Source organism: Bradyrhizobium sp. 187, assembly GCF_023101005.1.
GTDB lineage: Bacteria > Pseudomonadota > Alphaproteobacteria > Rhizobiales > Xanthobacteraceae > Bradyrhizobium > Bradyrhizobium canariense_D.
The window spans coordinates 1439780-1459563 of sequence record NZ_CP064693.1; the positions used below are offsets into that span (position 1 = coordinate 1439780).

General features: G+C 64.5%; 19 protein-coding genes, 1 tRNA gene and 1 pseudogene. 11 read left to right on the forward strand and 10 right to left on the reverse strand.

Annotation, left to right across the window (positions count from 1 at the left end; translation table 11 throughout):
• Window positions 1–35 precede the first annotated feature (35 nt).
• A complete protein-coding gene (locus IVB19_RS06915) occupies window positions 36–851 on the reverse strand; it encodes a DUF2927 domain-containing protein (RefSeq protein WP_018453696.1) in 816 nt (271 codons plus the stop codon).
• A 68-nt stretch (window positions 852–919) separates the two neighbouring features.
• Window positions 920–1498, reverse strand: a complete 579-nt coding sequence (locus tag IVB19_RS06920) for a L,D-transpeptidase (RefSeq protein WP_007596474.1) — start codon at window positions 1496–1498, stop codon at window positions 920–922.
• Between the two features lie 266 nt (window positions 1499–1764).
• Here IVB19_RS06920 and IVB19_RS06925 point away from each other — a divergent pair, with 266 nt between their 5' ends.
• Both IVB19_RS06925 and IVB19_RS06930 read left to right on the forward strand, forming a co-directional pair.
• Window positions 1765–3312, forward strand: coding sequence for an acetolactate synthase large subunit (locus tag IVB19_RS06925; RefSeq protein WP_085349553.1), 1548 nt, complete (start codon window positions 1765–1767; stop codon window positions 3310–3312).
• A 36-nt stretch (window positions 3313–3348) separates the two neighbouring features.
• On the forward strand, window positions 3349–3867 hold the full coding sequence (locus tag IVB19_RS06930; RefSeq protein WP_018453698.1) for a hypothetical protein: 519 nt from the start codon (window positions 3349–3351) through the stop codon (window positions 3865–3867).
• Window positions 3868–3911: 44 nt separating this feature from the next.
• On the opposite strand, the gene IVB19_RS06935 is transcribed toward IVB19_RS06930, so the two are convergent.
• The 4 genes and pseudogenes from IVB19_RS06935 to IVB19_RS06955 form a co-directional block, all read right to left on the reverse strand.
• The gene (locus tag IVB19_RS06935) at window positions 3912–4478 is read right to left on the reverse strand and encodes a hypothetical protein (RefSeq protein WP_247296111.1); all 567 of its coding nucleotides are present in this window, start codon (window positions 4476–4478) and stop codon (window positions 3912–3914) included.
• A 22-nt stretch (window positions 4479–4500) separates the two neighbouring features.
• Complete coding sequence (locus IVB19_RS06940) at window positions 4501–6102, reverse strand: tetratricopeptide repeat protein (RefSeq protein ID WP_018453700.1); 1602 nt, start codon at window positions 6100–6102, stop codon at window positions 4501–4503.
• A 262-nt stretch (window positions 6103–6364) separates the two neighbouring features.
• Window positions 6365–7899 (reverse strand): annotated as a pseudogene (locus IVB19_RS06945) (peroxidase family protein).
• A 324-nt stretch (window positions 7900–8223) separates the two neighbouring features.
• The gene (locus tag IVB19_RS06955) at window positions 8224–8457 is read right to left on the reverse strand and encodes a DUF3551 domain-containing protein (RefSeq protein ID WP_007596464.1); all 234 of its coding nucleotides are present in this window, start codon (window positions 8455–8457) and stop codon (window positions 8224–8226) included.
• Between the two features lie 254 nt (window positions 8458–8711).
• On the opposite strand from IVB19_RS06955, the gene IVB19_RS06960 reads away from it, so the two are divergent.
• The 4 genes from IVB19_RS06960 to IVB19_RS06975 all read left to right on the forward strand — a co-directional run bounded on the left by IVB19_RS06960 (window position 8712) and on the right by IVB19_RS06975 (window position 11021).
• Window positions 8712–9050, forward strand: a complete 339-nt coding sequence (locus IVB19_RS06960) for a hypothetical protein (protein WP_018453701.1) — start codon at window positions 8712–8714, stop codon at window positions 9048–9050.
• A 149-nt stretch (window positions 9051–9199) separates the two neighbouring features.
• Window positions 9200–9715, forward strand: a complete 516-nt coding sequence (locus tag IVB19_RS06965) for a ribosomal eL19 family protein (protein WP_018453702.1) — start codon at window positions 9200–9202, stop codon at window positions 9713–9715.
• Between the two features lie 91 nt (window positions 9716–9806).
• Window positions 9807–10289 carry a transcription elongation factor GreA gene (gene greA / locus IVB19_RS06970; RefSeq protein WP_026232577.1) on the forward strand — a complete coding sequence of 161 codons (483 nt, stop codon included), beginning with the start codon at window positions 9807–9809 and terminating at the stop codon, window positions 10287–10289.
• Window positions 10290–10343: 54 nt separating this feature from the next.
• Entirely contained in the window at window positions 10344–11021 is a 678-nt protein-coding gene (locus IVB19_RS06975) for an SNARE-associated domain-containing protein (RefSeq protein ID WP_247296109.1), read from the forward strand.
• Between the two features lie 228 nt (window positions 11022–11249).
• Here the strand turns inward: IVB19_RS06975 and IVB19_RS06980 are convergent.
• From IVB19_RS06980 to IVB19_RS06990, 3 genes are all read right to left on the reverse strand, one after another.
• Window positions 11250–11324: transfer RNA gene (locus tag IVB19_RS06980), tRNA-Val, on the reverse strand.
• Window positions 11325–11480: 156 nt separating this feature from the next.
• Entirely contained in the window at window positions 11481–12779 is a 1299-nt protein-coding gene (locus tag IVB19_RS06985; RefSeq protein ID WP_247337937.1) for a coiled-coil domain-containing protein, read from the reverse strand.
• A 119-nt stretch (window positions 12780–12898) separates the two neighbouring features.
• Window positions 12899–13504, reverse strand: coding sequence for a DUF1134 domain-containing protein (locus IVB19_RS06990; RefSeq protein WP_018458350.1), 606 nt, complete (start codon window positions 13502–13504; stop codon window positions 12899–12901).
• Between the two features lie 139 nt (window positions 13505–13643).
• Here IVB19_RS06990 and IVB19_RS06995 point away from each other — a divergent pair, with 139 nt between their 5' ends.
• Complete coding sequence (locus IVB19_RS06995) at window positions 13644–14129, forward strand: YHS domain-containing (seleno)protein (protein WP_026233560.1); 486 nt, start codon at window positions 13644–13646, stop codon at window positions 14127–14129.
• A 14-nt stretch (window positions 14130–14143) separates the two neighbouring features.
• Here the strand turns inward: IVB19_RS06995 and IVB19_RS07000 are convergent, their stop codons facing one another.
• Window positions 14144–14971, reverse strand: coding sequence for a 3'(2'),5'-bisphosphate nucleotidase CysQ family protein (locus IVB19_RS07000; protein WP_247300655.1), 828 nt, complete (start codon window positions 14969–14971; stop codon window positions 14144–14146).
• 171 nt (window positions 14972–15142) lie between these two features.
• Here IVB19_RS07000 and chpT point away from each other — a divergent pair, with 171 nt between their 5' ends.
• From chpT to IVB19_RS07020, 4 genes are all read left to right on the forward strand, one after another.
• A complete protein-coding gene (chpT, locus tag IVB19_RS07005; protein WP_018458347.1) occupies window positions 15143–15796 on the forward strand; it encodes a histidine phosphotransferase ChpT in 654 nt (217 codons plus the stop codon).
• Between the two features lie 197 nt (window positions 15797–15993).
• Window positions 15994–18786 carry a hybrid sensor histidine kinase/response regulator gene (locus IVB19_RS07010; protein WP_247471177.1) on the forward strand — a complete coding sequence of 931 codons (2793 nt, stop codon included), beginning with the start codon at window positions 15994–15996 and terminating at the stop codon, window positions 18784–18786.
• Between the two features lie 24 nt (window positions 18787–18810).
• Complete coding sequence (locus tag IVB19_RS07015) at window positions 18811–19281, forward strand: chemotaxis protein CheW (RefSeq protein WP_085409211.1); 471 nt, start codon at window positions 18811–18813, stop codon at window positions 19279–19281.
• Window positions 19282–19353: 72 nt separating this feature from the next.
• Window positions 19354–19719 (forward strand): response regulator, encoded by a 366-nt coding sequence (locus IVB19_RS07020; protein WP_007600538.1) that lies wholly within the window; start codon window positions 19354–19356, stop codon window positions 19717–19719.
• Window positions 19720–19784 lie beyond the last annotated feature (65 nt).

The following is a 19784-nucleotide window of genomic DNA, read 5'->3' on the forward strand; positions in this document are numbered from 1 at the left end:
CCGCGCCACGGTGCTTTCCTTCTCCCCTTGCGATCTCACTCCTTCAGATCGTTCACGCGCCTTACCCAAATGCGTACATCGGTGAGCACGTCGGGCAGCGCCGCCTTGACCTCAGCCACGGTCATGCCGGCCTTGATGCGGGGATCGTAGAGCAGGTTGAGGATGTACTGGTCATAGACGTCGAAATAGCCCATCGAGACGTTGTCGTTGAACATGGTCCAGGGCACGCTGGCGGTGTCGTTGATCGGGCCGAGCGATTGCAGCAGCTCCTCATAGGCGCAGTCGAGGAAGGTGAAATCGCCGTTGTCGACGGTGAGGATGACGTCGGAATGCTCGATCTCGAAATTGTCGTTCTTGCGGAAGCCGGACAGGCATTGCGGATCGAGCGAGGTGCGGATCTCGCGGGCCTTCTCCGCACCGTAGAAGCTCGAGATGGTGCGGAACAGATCGCGGTCGCGCACGAGCTTCACGCGCACATTCGCCGCTTCGCTGGAGTCGATCATGGCGATGTCGAGATGCTGCACGCGCTTGCCGATGTCGGCTACGACTTTCGCGAGCTGCGCCTTGCGGTCGGCGCGATCGCTCTCGGCGAACACGCGCACCGGTCCGTCGAACTTGCGGATGCGATCGACACGGCCGGCAAGGTGGTATTCGGCGCCGAACGCCGTCTTCAGAAAGCCGTCGACGATCTCGCCGTCGGTAAAGCTCTTCTTCTCGGCGCGCTGGCGCGAAGCGATCGCGGGCAATTCGCCCGCGACGGCGATGGTAGCGGTGTCAGGCGCGAACGCGACGGTGGCGAGCGCCAGCAGCACGATGCGAAAGCCGGACGGAGACGGGGCCAATGCGCTCATTGCCAGGCGACGCTGCCGTATTCGGAACCGACGCACAAGGCCGCATATCCACGCGCCGCCGATTCTTGCTAGTTGTTCAGCACGACCACCGTGGTGCCGACCCCGACGCGGCCGTAGAGGTCGGTGACGTCGTCATTGGTCATGCGGAAGCAGCCCGAGGACACCGCCTGGCCGATCGTCTCCGGCTCGTTGGAGCCGTGGATGCGATAGAGTGTCGAGCCCAGATACATCGCGCGCGCACCGAGCGGATTTTCGACGCCGCCCTTCATGTGACGCGGCAGGTCCGGCCGGCGCGCCAGCATCTGTGACGGCGGCGTCCAGTCCGGCCATTCCTTCTTGGCGGTGATCCGGTGCACGCCGCCCCAGCGGAAGCCGTCGCGGCCGACACCGATGCCGTAGCGCAGGGCCTGGCCGTTCTGGAGCACCAGATAGAGCCGGCGCTCCGAGGTGTTCACCACGATCGTGCCCGGGGCGTAGTTGCCGTTATACATGACGGTGGTGCGGGGAACTGGGCTCGAGCCGCCGCGGAAGAAATTCGGGCCGCCGCCCATGATGTCGCGCGAGTCGAACTCCTCGGCGAAGGCGCCGCCGGCGGTCGCCGACAGCAGTGCGATGGCGGCAATCGGCGCGGCAAAATACCGGATCATTGTTCCCCCAGCAAAAAATCGATTCAACTGAAGTTACAGGCCATATTTGCGGGCTTTCCGCAAGCCACGGCCTCGTGAGACGGGGCATCCTTAACGGTTGGCGTTACCAAACCGGCAACCGCGCCAATTTGCCGGAAAGTATTAGCCAAACCAGCGCATCGCCGCGCGGGGCAGGGCGGCGACGCCGGCTATTGCTTTGACGAGACGAGCGAACAATGATTGATCGGATGGATTGTTGGAACATTGCCGGTTGCGGGAGCTGACGGATGAACGGTGCGGAAAGTCTGGTGCGGACGATGGTCAAGGGCGGGGTCGACGTCTGCTTCTCCAACCCCGGCACCTCCGAGATGCATTTTGTCGCAGCGCTCGACCGCGTGCCCGGCATGCGTTGCGTGCTCGGCCTGTTCGAAGGCGTGGTGACCGGCGCCGCCGACGGCTATTTCCGCATGAAGGGCACGCCGGCCTCGACGCTGCTGCATCTCGGCCCCGGTCTTGCCAACGGCCTTGCCAATCTGCACAACGCCAAGAAGGCGAATTCCGGCATCGTCAACATCGTCGGCCAGCACGCCGTCTACCACATCGACTACAACGCGCCGCTGACCTCCGACATCGAGGGCCTGGCCCGGCCGATGTCGTCCTGGGTCCGCACTTCGCCGGACTCCAAATCGGTCGCCGCCGACGGTGCCGCGGCGATCGCCGCCGCCAAGAGCGCGCCGCCGCAGATCGCGACCCTGATCCTGCCCGCCGACACCGCCTGGAACGAAGCGGACGGCATCGCCGAGGTTCCGGCCGAGCAGCAGCGCGCGAGCTATTCGCCGCAGGCGGTCGAGCAGGCCGCAAAGATCCTGCACGGCGACGGCGAGGGCACGCTGCTGCTGATGACCGGCAGTGCGCTGAGCGAGCAGGGCCTGGCGCTGGCCGAGCGCATCGCCGCCAAGACCGGTTGCACCGTGATGGGCCCGACCTTCCGTCCCAGGATGGCGCGCGGCCGCGGCCGCTTCTCGATCGACCGCATCCATTACGTGATCGACAACGCGCTGCAGATGCTGGCCAGGTTCCGCCATATCGTGCTGGTCGAGTCCGACGATCCCGTGGCGTTCTTTGCCTATCCGAACAAGCCGAGCATCCTCAAGCCCGAGGGCTGCGAGGTGCATCGCATGACCTCCTGGGGGGAGAATTCGGTCGCTGCACTGGAAGCGCTCGCCGGCGCGGTGAAGGCCAGCGCGAAGGACGTCAAGCCGCAGGCCGCGGCTGAGCTGCTCAAGCCGACCGGCGCACTGACCCACGCCTCGATCGCGCAATCGATCGCCTATGCGATTCCGGAGAACGCGATCCTGGTCGACGAATCCCTCACCACCGGCCGCGCCTTCTTCCCGCCGACAGCGGCGGCTGCTCCGCACGACTGGCTCCAGAACATGGGCGGCTCGATCGGCTTCTCGACGCCGCTCTCGATCGGTGCCGCGATCGCCTGCCCGGACCGCAAGGTGATCTGCATGGTCGGCGACGGCAGCGCGATGTACACGATCCAGTCGCTGTGGACGCAGGCGAGAGAAAACCTCAACATCGTCACCATCGTGTTCGCCAACCGCATCTACCAGATCCTGCGCGGCGAGTTCGACAATGTCGGCGCCGGCGAGCCCGGACAGCGCGCCAACGACATGCTGCGGCTCGACCGGCCGACGCTGGATTTCGTGGCACTGGCCAAGGGCATGGGCGTGCCCGGCCGCGCCGTCACCAACGCGGACGAGTTCAACAAGGCGCTGGCCGAGGCCGTCGCCGAGCCCGGACCGCGGCTGATCGAAGTCCAGATGTAGGGCACCGCATCAGGAGCGCCGAGGGCCGGGGGCAAGATGCAGACCGAGCTGAACAAGGTGATCGCGGCACTCCGGGACTTCTACGCACACGAAACATTCCTGTTCGAGAAGGACATCGGCGAGCGTGCCATCACGCACCGCTTCGCCGTGCATCTGGAGAAGCAGTTCTGCGGCTGGTCGGTCGATTGCAACTACGACCGGCTAGGCGAGCGTACGCTGCATCTGCCGCACGGCACCATCATCTCGACCGACGATCATCTGGGCAAGTCGATCTACCCTGACGTCGTGGTGCATCAGCGCGAGATCCCGAACAATTTGCTCACCATGGAGATCCGCAAGGCCAGCAATCACACCGCGCTCGACCACGACCAGCACAAGCTGATGGCGTTGACCGATGCGCATGTCTGGTTCGCCTTTTGGATCGGCGTGCTGCTGGTGCTGGACAAGGACAACGTGACGATCTCGGAAGTCTATGTCAGCGGCGTCCTCGATCAGCCGCTGTCGCGCTGGTTCGCCACGCGGCTGGAGGAGGTCGGCCTCGGGATGGCGCGTTAAGGCGTGTGCCGAATTGTCGCCTTTAATTCAGCTATTCCCTTGAGTCATAGCCCAAGCGCGATCTCGGCCCATTTCAGCATGCGGTCGCTATTGAGGAACGCCAGCACCGCCGGCTCGAGCGACGCGGTGGCGCCCGGTGCGAGCAAAGCCGTCGCGGCCACCATGTCGCAGCGTTGATTGAAGGCGAGTGAGAGCGCGGCCTTGGCGTTCCCCTCGACGCGATATGCCCGGCTGCGGCCGCGCATTGGACCGACAAGGATCTCTCGGCCGGCGGCCGTCGGCGTTGCCTTCCCAATCAGCGCCAGGTCGCCCATCTGCTCGAGGTCGCCGTCATCGGCAATGCCGGTGGCGCAATTGCAAAAGCCGAGCTTGGCGCGAACGTAGAGCTGGACTTCGCCGCCGCAATCCGCGGCCTTGCAGCGGAACGCTTTTCCTTTCCCCCAGGGATCCGCACCGAAAGGCCAGTCGATTTCCGTCCACACTGGGCGAACCTCGCCGGAGGTCGCTGTTGCGCGTGCCGGTTCACCGGATCGCAATATCCAGAGCGCTGTGGCTGAGCAGAACAGTGCGATGGCTGCGCTGGTTGCAACGAGCTTGCTTGTCAGGCGCATGGAAGTTGCCGCGACATCTTTGCTAATTCTGAGCCATCAACTTTCGTGCGGCCGCGAGGTCCTCTCGCGATGAGTCGCCATTTCTCGCGGTTTCGACGACTTTCGCGTAGTACTGGCGGGCCTTCACAGGATCCCCCGCTTTCTCGGCCGCGTGAGCGGCGCCGATCGTCGCGCCAAATCGGTTCGGCTCCTTGCGCATGGTGCTTTCGAACGCGACCAATGCCTCCGTCGCCATGCCGCGTTCGAGCAGCATGGTCCCGTAAAGCTCGCGTGCGGGGGCAAGTGGACCCGGCGTCACGATGGATTTTTCGGTCTTGTCTTCGGCATCGGCGGCAAGGCGCATCGCTTCCAACGCATCCGCCTGCTTCCCCAGGGCGTTGAGCTGCCAGGCTGTAGCGACCTGCCGCTGAATGTCCACGATTTCGGCCCAATAGGCGTCCTTGTCCTGCTGCAGCTTGTCCCGCAACTCCGCCAGCTTGGCGATGTCCGCCGTTGCCGCGTCTGCATTGCCGGAGCGCGCGGCGCCAAGGGCGCGGGCGAAATAGGTGATCGCATCGACATAGGCAAACCGGCTCGGCTCGACCTTCAGCGCGGCGGCGCCCTGCCAATCACCGCGCTCGACCATATAGCGCGCTTGGCTGGCTGCTATCGCGTAGGGACCGGCGCGGACAGCCGGCACATAGCCAGTGGTCGCAATCATGTCCGCGATGACCTCGCTGGCTCGGCTGTCCTGCGCAAGCTGGAGCAGCGCGTAGACCATATAATCGTCGGCATGCAGCTGCTCGCTGGGGTCTTTGCCCTCCTTGGCAGCCTTCGCGGAACGGCTATTGGCGTCGATGGATTCGTTCCAGTAGCCGACGCGCGTGAAGATGTGCGACGGCATATGCAAGGCGTGCGGTGCCGCCGGCGCGATCTCGGAATAACGCTTAGCAGCGTCGAGTCCTTGCTCTGCGATCGCCGGATAGTCATAGAGATGGATCAGGTAATGTGCGACGCCGGGATGCCGCGGCTGGCGCTTGAAGATCGGCTCCAGGATAGCGGCGCCCTTGAGCTGGTTGGCATAGGACTTGTCGTTTGGTGACGCCGTGACGTTCAGCGTAATGGCGTAGGCGATCTGCGCCTCGTCATCATCGGGATAGCGCGCGGCGACGGCTTCGGTTGCCCTGAGATAGGCCTGCGCACGCTGTCCAAACGTCGTCTTTTCGTCGCCCGAATAGAAGGCCAGCAGCGCATCGATATAGTCGCGTTCGCGTTCGCTCTTGGCGCCGAGTGCCTTCGCCTTCTGCAGCGCGGCGAGCCCTCCGGTGAGGTTTTCCTTCGGCGCGGCAAAATGCGGATTGTACAGCAGGCTCAGCGCAATGCCCCAATAGGCGATCGCGCATTCCGGATCGGCCTGCAGCGTCTCCTCGAAAATTTCCTTTGCGGGCCGGTACCAGAACGAGTGCTGATAACGCATCCCGCGATCAAAGCGGCGCTGCGCCACCTCGTTGCAGGAAGTCTGGAAGTGCACCTTGCCAAATTGCTCATCGGCCCCGTCTTCCGCGCGTGCGGCGGGCGTGCCGGAAATCGAGCCTAAGGTAGCGAGGGCGAGAAGAGAGACGGTTCTCAAGGCGAGCGCGCGCATCGGCCCCTCCGTTTCTGTTCAGAATAAATCTGGTCAGATGGCGCCGATAAAACCGAGGGCGCCGAAGTTCGTACTGCTGAGATCGGCAATGGCAATTGCGTTGTTGAAGGATTTCTCCATTCGCGATGCGAGTCAACAGGAAGCGGACGGATTTGCGTTAGGGAAGCACGCCTGCCAGGATCCATCCGCCCGCGCGTCGAGGCGAGTGGGTCACAAGGCCGCTCGCACGACGAGCGGCCTTGCATCATCGACCGTCATCCCCTCAATGCAGCGGATCGCCCTGGCCGAGCGCGTAGGCGACGAGGTCCTTCAGCGCGAAGCTGGAGCCGGTCACCGGCGTCCATTGCGGGTCGAGCGACAGCACGGAGGAATTATCTCCGAACATCATGCCGAGGAAGACTTCGGCGACGATGCGACCGCCCACCGGTCCGAGCTGCGGTGTCTTGACCGTGGCGGGCCCACCAGTCGCGGAGATTGGCACGTCGGTCATGTTTTGCCGCGCCTCGGCCAGGATGTAAGCCCACAGCGGACAGTTGCCGGCGAACGCGCCGTTCGCGATGCTCGCGATCTTGACTTGCGGATCGCCCGTCCCGGGCTCGTCGACGGCCTTGCCGATGATGATCTCGTCGTCGCTCAGCGGCGTCAGGTTCATCGCCCTGGCGACGGCCTGGCCCGACGGCAGTCCGAGCCGCCAGCTGCGCTCGAGATTGCGCAGCGCCAGCGACGCCGGATTGGACGCGACTTCCGGCGGCAGCTTGCGCAGCGGGTCCACCAGCGAGGCATCGATGCGATAGGCAAACTGCAGCCGCCTCTTGTTGTCGGGATTGGTGTCGACGTCCTCGACCCCGTAGGGGCGCGTGTCGAGATCGATGAAGCGGCCCCAGTCCATGGCGCGTCCCGGTCCCATGGCGCGGAAGCCGGTCAGTGCGTTGTGGTCGGGATTGTTGGGATCGGGGAAGATCTGCAGCAGCATGTTGGCCGCGTCGTTCAGCCGGTATCCAGGGCGGATCATGGAGTGCCCGAGCCGGTAGGCCGCGACCGAGAACTCGACCGGCATGAACGGATAGGTCTTCCAATGGTAGTAAGCGAGCTTGCTGCGATCGTAGTGACCCGCGGTCTTCAGCTGGTCCAGCACGCTGGCGTGGACGATGCGCGGCAGGAAGTCGTTCAGCACCACATACTGATAGTGGAATCGAACGCGCTGCTGCACGTCTTCGAACGACAGGCTGTCATTGTCGTCGACCATGCGGTTGTGAAAGCGCAGCATCAAGGCCTGGAATTGCGAGACGATGCTGTTCTCGTCGTTGCGGGGTCGCCGATCAGCGCGCGGCCCTTGAAGCGCGGCAAATCGACCGCATCGGGCACGCCCGCGCCGGTGACCTTTTCGCCGAGGCGGAACTTGATGCCGTCATACATGTAGGGCTGGTCGTTCGGACCGCGGCCGTAGACATTGTCCATGTCGAGCGACGGCGTGCGGAAATCGACGAGACCGTCGGGGTCCTGCTGCTTGGTCAGCGAGCTGACCGGATCGAAGGTGATGTCGTGGTCGATGAACTGGCCGAAATAAGTGTAGAGCGAGGGAATGCCGCTCTCTTCCGCGTCCGGTCCGTCCTTCGGCCCGTCGAAGCCGGCGACCATCTTGTCGGCGAGCGCCGACAGGTTTGCGATCGTGTTGGAATCGTTCGGGCCGAATTTGGCCGGTGCGAGCTTGCGGAACATGCGGCCGAAGCGGCCTTGCGAAAGCGGCGAACGCGTTGCGTTCAGACCGCGCGGAACAATTGCGTGGCGGCTGCTCATTGAAACACCTTCCTGAAAAGTCGAATGGAAAGATCGGGCTAAGGTTTCTCGCGCTGGAGTTTGCAGCCTAGGCGCGATCACGCCTGCCACGAGCGAGATGGATCACAATTGCCCGGTATCGAAATTTTCGGAAGGTGCGCCTTGGCCCGCAAGCCACGGCTGCGCATCGTGAATTTCTCGGTGCTGATGACGGATAACATTCTCGTCATCGACGGACGCAAGCGGCTTCGCACAGTTTCAATTCGCCGGCACGTCGGCGAAGCGGGTCGTCTTCACGCAAAAATTGTGGCGGCGCGCGCGTCATACGCGCACGCCGCCAATTCGTCAGTAGTCGCGCTGCTGCGAGAACGCGTAGCGCGGGTTGATGCCGCAATAGGACGACGTGCCGGAGGCGGTAGCGAGGCACTGCTGATAGCTGGCGAACTGGCAATTGCCGGGATAGCCCCACGAGCGGCCCTGGATGCAATATCGATCGTTCGCAGGATGTGCCTGGGCTGCCGGGGATGCTACGGCGAGCAGGGCCGCGAGCGATGCGAGAGTGAGGATCGTGCGACGCATGTCAGTCTCCTTCGAGAGCGAGTGGGTGGGAATGTCAGCGAGCCTGGCTCGTCTGTTGCGCAGTCATGCCTGTATTGGTGTCGCCAGAATGCTTTGCGTTCGCGACAAGGCGCATCATGACGCAGCCTGCTGCCGGCAATGTGATCTCGGCCACAGTTCACCATGGGGTTCGAGCCCATCGTGAACGGACTTGCACGCGTCGATCCCGCAGAAATACGCTTGCCTTATTCGGATCAGGTATTTTGGAGGTTCTAATGCAGAAATCATACTTGCTGGCTGCGACAGCAGCGCTGGCGCTTCTCATGCAGACACCGCTCGCGTTGGCGCAGGGCGCACCAGCCGCCGCCGGAACCGCGGCGCCTGCGGCGACAACCGCCGCGCCGGCAGCGACGCCGGCAGCGCCGGGCGCAACCAACGACACCTCCAGCCAGCCGACCGACTCCAAGAAGAGTGCGTCGAAGAAGCCGGCGAAGAAGAAGATGACGCGGCAGCAGGAGATCGATCACTCGGTCGACAGCGGCACGGTGCCCGCGCGCTACCGCAGCTCGGTGCCGAAGCAATACCAACAATACATTCCGTTCGATAAGCAGTGACGGATCGCACGGCAGCGCGGCGTGATCGGGCATCGCCCCGCCAATGCCATCACGTGAAATAGGATCTTGGCCGGACGGAATCCGGCCATACATCCCCAGTGGCGGTCCGCGCGAGCGGTGCTAGAGTAGGTCGAAGCCTGGGGGGAGTAATGAGTGACGACGTGAAGGATGCTGGCCTCGTGGCCATGATCAGCAGCATCCTGGGAGGCAACAGGCGCGCCGCAGAAAGCATTGCGCCGCCGCCGCTCATCGAGGTTCCGCCGCCGACCGCGCCGACGAACGGATTTGAGCTGGTCGAGCCGCCCGCCGCCGATACGCCGCCGGCCAACCTCGAGGGCAAGCCCGAAACAAATTCCGAGAACGCGCCCGATGCGGCGCTGGCCCCCGCGAAGCCAGTCGAGCCGCCAGCGAAGATCGCCACGACACCTGATGGCAAGCAGTTGCTGCCTGCTGAAGCGATCGCCGATCTCGTCCTGGGTGAGTTGCGCAAGCTCGAGAATTTTCCGGCGACCGGCGCCTCCGTCACGGTCTACGGCTACAGGCACTGGAACGCGATGATCACCTTCGCGCCGTTCTCGACCACGTTCCGGGATGCCACGCGGTTCCGGCAGGCCATGCCGGACATCGTTTTCAAGCTGCGCCGTTTCGTCGTACTTGAGATATGATCCGGGATGATCGCCAGCTTCTGCCCGCCGCGATTGCTTGCGGCGCGAAGGCGCGGGCCGTGAGCCCGAACAGTTCGACAGGATTTTCGACTTGAGCGTTGCCTTTACCAAGGAAGAGAGCGCGGAAACCGCCGCCGAGACGCTGTTGCCGGATCGGCCGATCTCGCCGCATCCAAACCTCGTGACGGAAGCAGGCTTGCAGGCATTGCAAAAGCAGCTTCAGGACGCGCGCGAGGCCTATGAAGCCGCGCAAGCCATCGAGGACGTCAACGAAAAGCGCCGGCAGTCGGCGGTGCCCTTGCGTGACGCCCGCTATCTCACCGAACGGCTGCGCACGGCGCAGGTCATTCCCGCCCCGGCCTCGACCGATGTCGTCGCCTTCGGCAGCACGGTGACCTTCAGCCGCGCCGATGGCCGCGTGCAAACCTATCGCATCGTCGGCGAGGACGAAGCCGATCCCAAGGCCGGCACGATCTCATTCGTGGCACCGGTGGCGAAGTCGTTGATGGGGAAGGCGGTCGGGGATGTCGTGGGGTCCGGTGCGCAGGAGATCGAGATTTTGTCGATTGGGTAGGGGGCGTTTATCGATGGTTTCCGCTGTGTCCGCGCAACAAGGCGCGATAGCTGGATGAGGCGGTTTCTATCGGGAGCATTGCCGTTTTACGCGCTGGCCGGGTTGGCCATGTGCATGTACCTCGTCCTGTACAGGACAAACCTCTTCGACCTGAACGCCATCGTCCAGGATGCGACCGGTTCGGCGTGGTTTCCGGCTTTCATATTCGTCTGCGTGCTGCTGGAGGCGGTCTTCCCGTATTTTGGCTATTTCCCCGGAACCGCTCTCATCTTGATGTCCGTGGCGCTCAATCCGAAGCCCGCGGACGTCTCCGTTTTCATCGTGGCATGGCTGGCCATCATCCTGGGCGCCGTCCTGAGTTACGGACAGGCTCGTTTTTTCAGACCGCTGTTGCAGCGAGTTGCCTCAAAGGCGGCACTGAACCGGTGTGAGTCCCTCCTCGACGCCTACGGTCCTTACGCGCGCATTGCGCTGTTCGTTCATCCTAACGCCTGCGCGATGTATTTCACGGCACTCGGACTCCTCGGCCGCAAGCTGACGCGCGAGCTCGCCTATCTCGGCGTGGGTGCAGCAGCCTCCGTGGGCATTCTGTTCGTCGTGGTGACCAGACTTGTGTCGTCCGTAGGCACCACGGACGATGGAGAATTGCAGCTGCTGCTGGCCGCAGCGCTGGTTATTATCGGCACCCTGGTCGGTTTGTACGCAGCCTGGCGACCGGCGCGGGTTGCGTGAAGCTTGATGCGATCGCGCTTCAGGTCCCCGCGATGATGCCATCATGCCGGTGTTTTGCCCGACGAGTCAAATTCTATTTCGGAAAAGTCGCAATCCCGTAACTCATTGATCCGACTGAGGTCGGCTACTGTGCATGGGGTTGTTTTCGCTGTTTTTGATTTGGACGGGTGAAGACAGCCGCCGAGCGTCGGTTATCTTCCGCAGCAAATTATGGTTCAGGAAGGTGAATGGTGGGCGCACAAGGGATCGAACCTTGGACCTCTCCCGTGTGAAGGGAACGCTCTCCCGCTGAGCTATGCACCCGAAACCATCATGCAGGCGACCCGAGTTTCGGCCGCCGATGCTTTGGAGCCCGCGATTTAGAAGTGCAGGCCGAAGGTGTCAAGTTTCGAGGCGCTGCCGGGCCGGAAAACCTTCCCCCGGACCCGCAATTCGGCGGTCAGACCATCTTGGGGCCGCTTACGCGCCCTGCTGGCGGGCGCGGGAGGCGTGGGCCTGGAGCGCGCGGATGCGTTCGGCCAGTGTTCCGCCGCCTTCGGGCAGGGTGCCTGCGGCGGTGCCGTTGGCAGGGGCGTCGTTGGCCGGGCGTGGCGCCGGCCTCGGCGGCTGGCCGGCCTCCGCCGCGAGCAGGGCCTCGATCGGCGAGTTCGGCCCTTCGAGCTGCATCGCGAGCTTGGCCACCTCGGCTGCGATGTCGTTGATGCGTTCGCGCAGCAGCGCGTTCTCCATCCGCTCGGTCGCCCAGGAGCTCTCGGCCTGTTGCTGGATCGCGTTGATGTCGCGCTGGAGCTTGGCGCGCTCGTCGCGGGCGGTGTGCAGCTGCTCCTCGAGCGCGGTCTTTTCCGCGCGGATCGATTCCATTGCGGCCGAGGACTTGCCGCCGCTCAACGCCGCGATCTCAACGCGCAGCTCCTTGATGATGCGCTCATTGGCCTCGTTGGCCTGGCGGAGCTGGTTGTTCTCATAGTCGCGTTCGGCGAGCAGCTTGCCCTGCGTGGCAAGGCGTCCCTCGAGATCGCCGACGCGGCCCGACAACATCTCGGCCTCTTTCACCTGCACGATGAGTTGGCGATCGAGGTCGGTGACGCGCTGGCTCAGATTCTCGACGCGGCCGCGGGCGTCGCCGAGCTCGCGCGAAGCGGTCTCGGACTCGGTGCGCTCCTGCGCCAGCCGCGCCTGTGTCGCGGCAAATTCCTTTTCGGCGTCGCCGACGCGGTGCTTCAGCTCCTCGATCTGCGCACGGACCGCGACCAGCTCGACCTGACGGCTCTCCGCCATCATCGAGCGGTCGGACAGTTCGGAATTGATCTTTGCGAGCTCGCCCTGCTTGTCGGTCAGCGCGAGCTCGGCGGCGCGCAGGGCTGCGGTCTTGGTGTTGAATTCCTCTTCCGTGGCGCGGAGCTGCTCCTTCACCGCCTTCTCGCGCGCTTCGAGCGCGAAGATCGTGGCGTTCTTCTCGCCGAGCTCGATCTTCATGCGGTTGATGGCGTCGCTCTTCTTGCCGAGCTCGGCGAGCTGGCTCGTGGTCTTGTTCTTGAGCTGGTCGACGCTCATCTCCAGCCGTCGCGCCGACATGGCGAACTCGGCGCGGAGCTGGTCCTTGTCGGCCTGGATCTCGGCCATCGACAACGGCGTGGCGGCCTCGAGCCGGCGCGTGGTCAGGCGCACGGCGCGGTTATGCACCAGCGGCACGATCGCGAGCCCGCACAGCATCGAGAGCAGGAAACCGATCGCCAGGTACATGATCGGTTCGACCATGGGCCAGAACTCCCAAAGCTAAGGAAAAATTTACCAAGGACATTGCATGCGGGGCCGGCAAAAAGCCAGCCCCGACATGTCGTTAACCTTGATCCGTCGCCGGAGGGGAAAGCGGAACGCTAGAACGGGTTCCAGGTCGCGCGCGGGGTGAATTTCAAATAGCCGATATTGGCTCCCAGCCGCAGGCCGAGGCCCGAGCGGATCGGCACCAGCACGATGTTGTTGGCGGTGAGCGCCGTCATGCCGAAGCCGCCGATGATGTAGGCCGAGCCGTCGAGGCCGGCGAAGCGCTGGTAGATCGCGTTGGTGGCGGGCAGATTATAGACCAGCGTCATGGTGCGCGCGCCGTCGCCACCCCAGTCGAAGCCGAGCGAGGGACCCTGCCAGTAGACCCTGAGGTCACCGGCGTTCTTGGTGTAGAGCGTGCCTTCGCCGTAGCGCAGGCCGGCGACGAAAGCGCCGGACCCTTCCTCACCGAGGATATAGCCGTTGGGCAGGCCCCATTGGCTGACCGCCTTCTCGATGATCGAGGCGAGACCGCGCGAGACGTTGCCGAAGAAGCGATGCCCGGCGTTCACGAGTTCGTCCGGCCCATAGGTGCTGGGCGTCTGGGTCCGCTGCGGCGGCGGCAAGTCGGGCGGCGGCGGCTGCTGGGCGGAAGCCGGACTGATCCACCCGACCATCGCGGCAAGCGCGACTGCGGCAAGGCGTGATGCGAAAGTCATAAAAGAACCCCTGGTATCGAATCCGGTCGCTTCCTTAACCTGGCGCCAACAGGCGCGGCTCTAGGTTGCGCCGGATGTCCCCTCGACTCGGATGTTATCCGCAGCAACTATGACGGCACAACGGCAGGAAGCCAGCCCTTTGCGCCCCGGAATTGCCTTGATCGGCCTTCTGGTCTGCATGCTGTCGGGCATTTGGATCCTCTGCGCGGGGTTGCCGGCGCAGGCGGCCACCACCGAGCGGATCGTCGTCAACCGTTTCAGTGGCGTGGCGATCGAGGGCTTCGACCCCGTGGCCTATTTCGTCGCTGGCACGGCCGTGCAGGGGACGGCCGAGTTCGAGGCGAACCTGTGGGGCGCCGTCTGGCGCTTTCGGAACGAGGGCAACCGGGCGTCTTTCCTCGCCCATCCCGAGGTCTACGGGCCGCAGTTCGGCGGCTACGATCCGGTCGATATCGCCCGCGGCGTCATCATCGCCGGTAACCCCCGCTTCTTCGCGATCGCGGCGCAGCGGCTCTATCTGTTCAGCCGGGAAGCCAATCGCGACGCCTTCGCCGCCAATCCCGAGCGCTTCCTCTATGAGGTGGGCAAGCGCTGGCCCGCCCTCCAGGACAAGCTCAGCCAGTAGGCCCCTTTACGACCTCAGAGTCTTGCCGCCTGCGGGTCACCCCAAGCAATGAACTCCGGGATGATGAAGCCGCCATCGTGCCGCTCGCCGAAGCGGAGCGCGCCGCCCTTGCCGTCGGTCACGCTGCCGCCGGCCGCGGTCACGACCGCGTAGCCGGCCCCGACGTCCCATTCACAAGTGGGCCCCAAGCGGGGGTAGATGTCGGCACTGCCTTCCGCGATCCGTCCGAATTTCACGGCCGAGCCGACCGCCTTTCTGACGGCGCTGGGGCGATGATCGATGAACGCCTCGGTTCGGGGATCTCCATGCGAGCGGCTCACCGCGGCGATCCAGGGTTCGCCCAGGGGCGGCAGCTTGCGGGTATGGATCGGCTCGGCAGCGCCGATGGTTGCGCCGTCGAACCCGACGCGCTCGGCGCCACGGCCGACGATGCCGCGCCAGAGCAGCCCGAGTGCCGGCGCGCTGACGATGCCCAGCAGCGGCACGCCCGATGTCACCAGGGCAAGGTTGACGGTGAACTCGTCGCGCCCGGCGACGAACTCCTTGGTGCCGTCGAGCGGGTCGATCAGGAAGAAGCTGGCGCGGAACGGCGGCGAGGCGAGCTGGGTCCGCTCTTCCGAGAGCGTCGGGATGTCGCCCGCAAGCTGTGCCAGCCCGTCCGCGATGATGCGGTCGGCCGCAAGGTCGGCCTCGGTCACCGGCGAGCCGTCCTGCTTGCCGTCGACCCGCATCGCTGCGCGGTTGACCGCGAGGATGGCTTCGCCCGCCTTCACCACCAGGGCGGTGAGCGGCTCCATCAGGTGGGAGGCGGCCGCGCCGTCGATGATCCGCTTCACCTGCATGCCTCATTCATCGGCAATTCCATCCCTAAGCGAGTGATTCGCCGCGGCATTAGGGCCGCTTCGAACCGATCGCAAGCTAGCTGCCACGTGCCAGCGAATGTTAGAACCTGCGGCATTCGTCAAGCATGCTTGATTCGCCGCGTCCGCGCCGTGCAATTCCAGGAACCCTTTATGTCTGACGCTTCGTCACCCGCTACCGCCACCGCTCCAGATGCGCTCGAACTCGCTGCGCTGCTGTGCTCGCGGGTCTGCCACGATCTCATCAGCCCTGTCGGCGCCATCGTCAATGGGCTCGAAGTGCTCGACGACGATCCCAAGCCCGACGACCGCGAGTTCGCACTCGACTTGATACGCAAGAGCGCGAAAACCGCCTCCGCTCGCCTCCAGTTCTGCCGCCTCGCTTTTGGTGCGGCCGGCTCGTCCGGCGCGCAGATCGATCTCGGCGATGCCCAGACCATGGCGCGCGGCCACATCGAGGACGGCAAGTGCTCGATCACCTGGAATCTGCCGCGGATCTTGCTGCCGAAGAATCGCGTCAAGCTGCTGCTCAACATGCTGGTCGTTTCGCAGCACACGATCCCGCGCGGCGGCACGCTGACGATCGATCCGATCGGCGAGGGCGAGACCATGAGCTTCCGCATCACCGCGACCGGACATAATGCGCGCCTGCCGCAGAACATCTCCGAGCTCCTGAGCGGCGAGCGCGGCCCGGCTGCGGATGCACATGCGATCCAGCCTTATTATACGCGGCTGTTGGCAGAGGCTTGCGGGCTGACCGTGAGGCTCGCGCACGAAGGCGAGGCCATCACCATTATCGCGTCGTAGACACGCCGCCGCTCTCAAACGTTAATCGAATCTTTACGAGGCGCTTCGGCTTGTCCGGAGCGCCTTATCTCTTTGTTGGTTCCGTTCTTTTCCACATACTCAACCATTATTAAACGCTTTGCGGTGAAGCTGGCCCCATTCCGAATTGGCGCATCACGTCTTGTGTGCGCGCCCTCCCTGTATGAAGGCCTGTTTTCATGGATGATCTGTTGCGGGAGTTTTTGACGGAAACCAGCGAGAGCCTGGACACCGTGGACAATCAGCTGGTGAAGTTCGAACAGGAGCCGAACAACGCCAAGATCCTGGATAACATTTTCCGGCTGGTCCACACCATCAAGGGCACGTGCGGCTTCCTCGGATTGCCGCGACTGGAAGCGCTGGCGCATGCCGGCGAGACGCTGATGGGCAAATTCCGTGACGGCATGCCGGTGACGGGGCAGGCGGTGACGGTGATCCTGTCCTCGATCGACCGCATCAAGGAAATTCTGGCCGGGCTGGAGGCGACCGAAGCCGAGCCCGAGGGCACCGACCGCGATCTCATCGACAAGCTGGAAGCGATGGTCGAGCAGGGCATGGCCGCCATGGCGGCCGGCGCTGCTGCTGCTGCCGTTGCCGAAGCGCCGCCGCTGGTGCCGGACGCGCCTGTCGCCGTCGAAGCCGCGCCGACCTCCGGCGTGCTGGCCGACCAGAGCCTGGAGCGTCCGCTGCGTCCGGGCGAAGTCTCGCTCGACGAGCTCGAGCGTGCCTTCCGCGAGACCGCGATCGAAGTGCCGGTCCCGGTTGCCAGGGCCGAAGTCAAGGCGGAGCCTCCGCCTGCCGCTGAAGCCCCGGTGCCTGTTGCCAAGGAAGCCGCGAAGGAGACCAAGGCGAAGGACAAGGCCGCGCCGAAGAAGTCGATCGCCGACGAGGGCGCCGCCGAGGGAGCCAGCATCGCCAACCAGTCGATCCGCGTCAACGTGGATACGCTGGAGCATCTGATGACCATGGTCTCGGAGCTGGTGCTGACCCGCAACCAGCTGTTGGAGATATCCCGCCGCAACGAGGACACCGAGTTCAAGGTGCCGTTGCAGCGGCTGTCCAACGTCACCGCCGAGCTGCAGGAAGGCGTCATGAAGACGCGCATGCAGCCGATCGGCAATGCCTGGCAGAAGCTGCCCCGCATCGTTCGCGACCTCTCGAGCGAACTCGGCAAGCAGATCGAGCTGGAGATGCACGGCGCCGACACCGAGCTCGACCGCCAGGTGCTCGACCTGATCAAGGACCCGCTCACCCACATGGTGCGCAACTCCGCCGACCATGGCCTGGAGACCCCGGCCGAGCGTCTCGCCGGCGGCAAGGGCGAGCAGGGCACCATTCGCCTGTCCGCCTATCACGAGGGCGGCCACATCATCATCTGCATCGCCGACAACGGCCGTGGCCTGAACACCGACAGGATCAAGGCCAAGGCGATCTCCTCAGGTCTGGTCACCGAGGCCGAGCTCGAGAAGATGAGCGAAGCCCAGATCCACAAGTTCATCTTCGCCCCGGGCTTCTCCACTGCTGCCGCCATCACCTCGGTGTCGGGGCGCGGCGTCGGCATGGACGTGGTGCGCACCAATATCGACCAGATCGGCGGCACCATCGACATCAAGTCGGTCGCCGGTGAAGGCTCCTCCGTCACCATCAAGATCCCGCTGACGCTCGCCATCGTCTCCGCGCTGATCGTGGAAGCCGCCGGCGACCGCTTTGCGATCCCGCAGCTCTCCGTGGTCGAGCTGGTGCGGGCCCGCGCCAACTCGGAGCACCGCATCGAGCGCATCAAGGACACCGCGGTTCTCAGGCTGCGCAACAAGCTGCTGCCGCTGATCCATCTCAAGAAGCTGCTCAAGATCGACGACGGCGCCGTCTCCGATCCCGAGAACGGCTTCATCGTGGTGACGCAGGTCGGCAGCCAGACCTTCGGCATCGTCGTCGACGGCGTGTTCCACACCGAAGAAATCGTGGTCAAGCCGATGTCGACGAAGCTGCGCCACATCGACATGTTCTCGGGCAATACCATCCTGGGCGACGGCGCGGTCATCATGATCATCGACCCCAACGGCATTGCCAAGGCGCTCGGCGCCGCCGGCTCCTCGGCCCATGACATGAACAGCGAGAACGGGACGCACAGCATCGGATCGGGCGAGCAGACCACCTCGCTGCTGGTGTTCCGCGCCGGCTCGTCCCAGCCCAAGGCGGTCCCGCTCGGGCTCGTCACGCGCCTGGAAGAGCTGCCGGCCGACAAGATCGAGTTCTCGAACGGCCGCTACATGGTGCAGTACCGCGAGCAGCTGATGCCGCTCGTTGCCATGGAGAGCGTCACCATCGCGAGCCAGGGCGCCCAGCCGATCCTGGTGTTCTCCGACGACGGCCGCTCCATGGGCCTCGTCGTCGACGAGATCATCGACATCGTCGAGGAACGGCTCAACATCGAGGTCGGCGGATCCTCCTCCGGCATTCTCGGCTCGGCCGTGATCAAGGGCCAGGCCACCGAAGTGATCGACGTCGGCCACTTCCTGCCGATGGCGTTCGCCGACTGGTTCACCCGCAAGGAGATGAAACCGTCGCTGCACTCGCAATCGGTGCTGCTGGTCGACGACTCGGCGTTCTTCCGCAACATGCTGGCCCCGGTGCTCAAGGCCGCCGGCTACCGCGTCCGCACCGCGCCGACCGCGCAGGAGGGCCTCGCGGCGTTGCGCGCGCAGAGCTTCGACGTGGTCCTGACCGACATCGAGATGCCCGACATGAACGGGTTCGAGTTTGCCGAGACCATCCGCTCCGACAGCAATCTGGGCGCGATGCCGATCATCGGCCTCTCCGCGCTGGTGTCGCCGGCGGCGATCGAGCGCGGCCGTCAGGCCGGCTTCCACGACTATGTCGCCAAGTTCGACCGTCCCGGTCTGATCGCGGCGCTGAAGGAACAGACCGCGGGCGCCGCCGGTGCCTCCGAGCTGAGCCGCGCAGCAGCGTAACCAGCGGGATCAGGAGATACGCACATGACCAAGAAGACCCAGTCCGGCGAAGGCGCCATGGTCGAATACGTCACCGCGATGATCGGCGGCCAGCTGTTCGGCCTGCCGATCTCCCGCGTCCAGGACGTGTTCATGCCCGAGCGCGTCACCCGCGTGCCGCTGTCCTCGCGCGAGATCGCGGGCGTGCTGAACCTGCGCGGCCGCATCGTCACCGTGGTCGACATGCGCGCCCGGCTCGGCCTGCCCAAGCCCGAGGACGGCAAGATCCCGATGGCGGTCGGCGTCGACCTGCGCGGTGAATCCTACGGCCTCCTGATCGACCAGATCGGCGAAGTGCTGCGGCTCGCCGAGGACGGCATGGAAGAAAACCCCGTCAATCTCGACCCCCGCATGGCCAAGCTCGCCGGCGGTGTCCACCGTCTCGACGGCCAGCTCATGGTCGTCCTCGACGTCGATCGCGTCCTCGAGCTCGCGCCCGATATGATGGCGGCCTGATACGCCGGCACATCCGCCGACGTACCTGCAATTGGAAGTGCCCCCGCAAAAGGGGGGGAAGCAGAGGTTCACATGCGAACTTGTCTCGTCGTTGATGATTCCAGCGTCATCCGCAAGGTTGCGCGCCGGATCCTGGAGGGCCTCGACTTCCAGATCCTCGAAGCCGAGGACGGTGAGAAGGCGCTGGAGGCCTGCAAGCGCGGCTTGCCCGATGCGGTGCTGCTGGACTGGAACATGCCGGTGATGGACGGCTATGAGTTCCTCGGCCATCTCCGGCGCATGCCCGGCGGCGACCAGCCCAAGGTGGTGTTCTGCACCACCGAGAACGACGTCGCGCATATCGCGCGCGCGCTGCACGCTGGCGCCAACGAGTACATCATGAAGCCCTTCGACAAGGACATCGTGACGGCGAAATTCCAGGAAGTCGGCCTTATCTGAGCGACCGCCCTGGAGGCTGAACGGCTCCTTCGGCGTTTGTTTTCAACTGACCGTTTCAGTCTGAG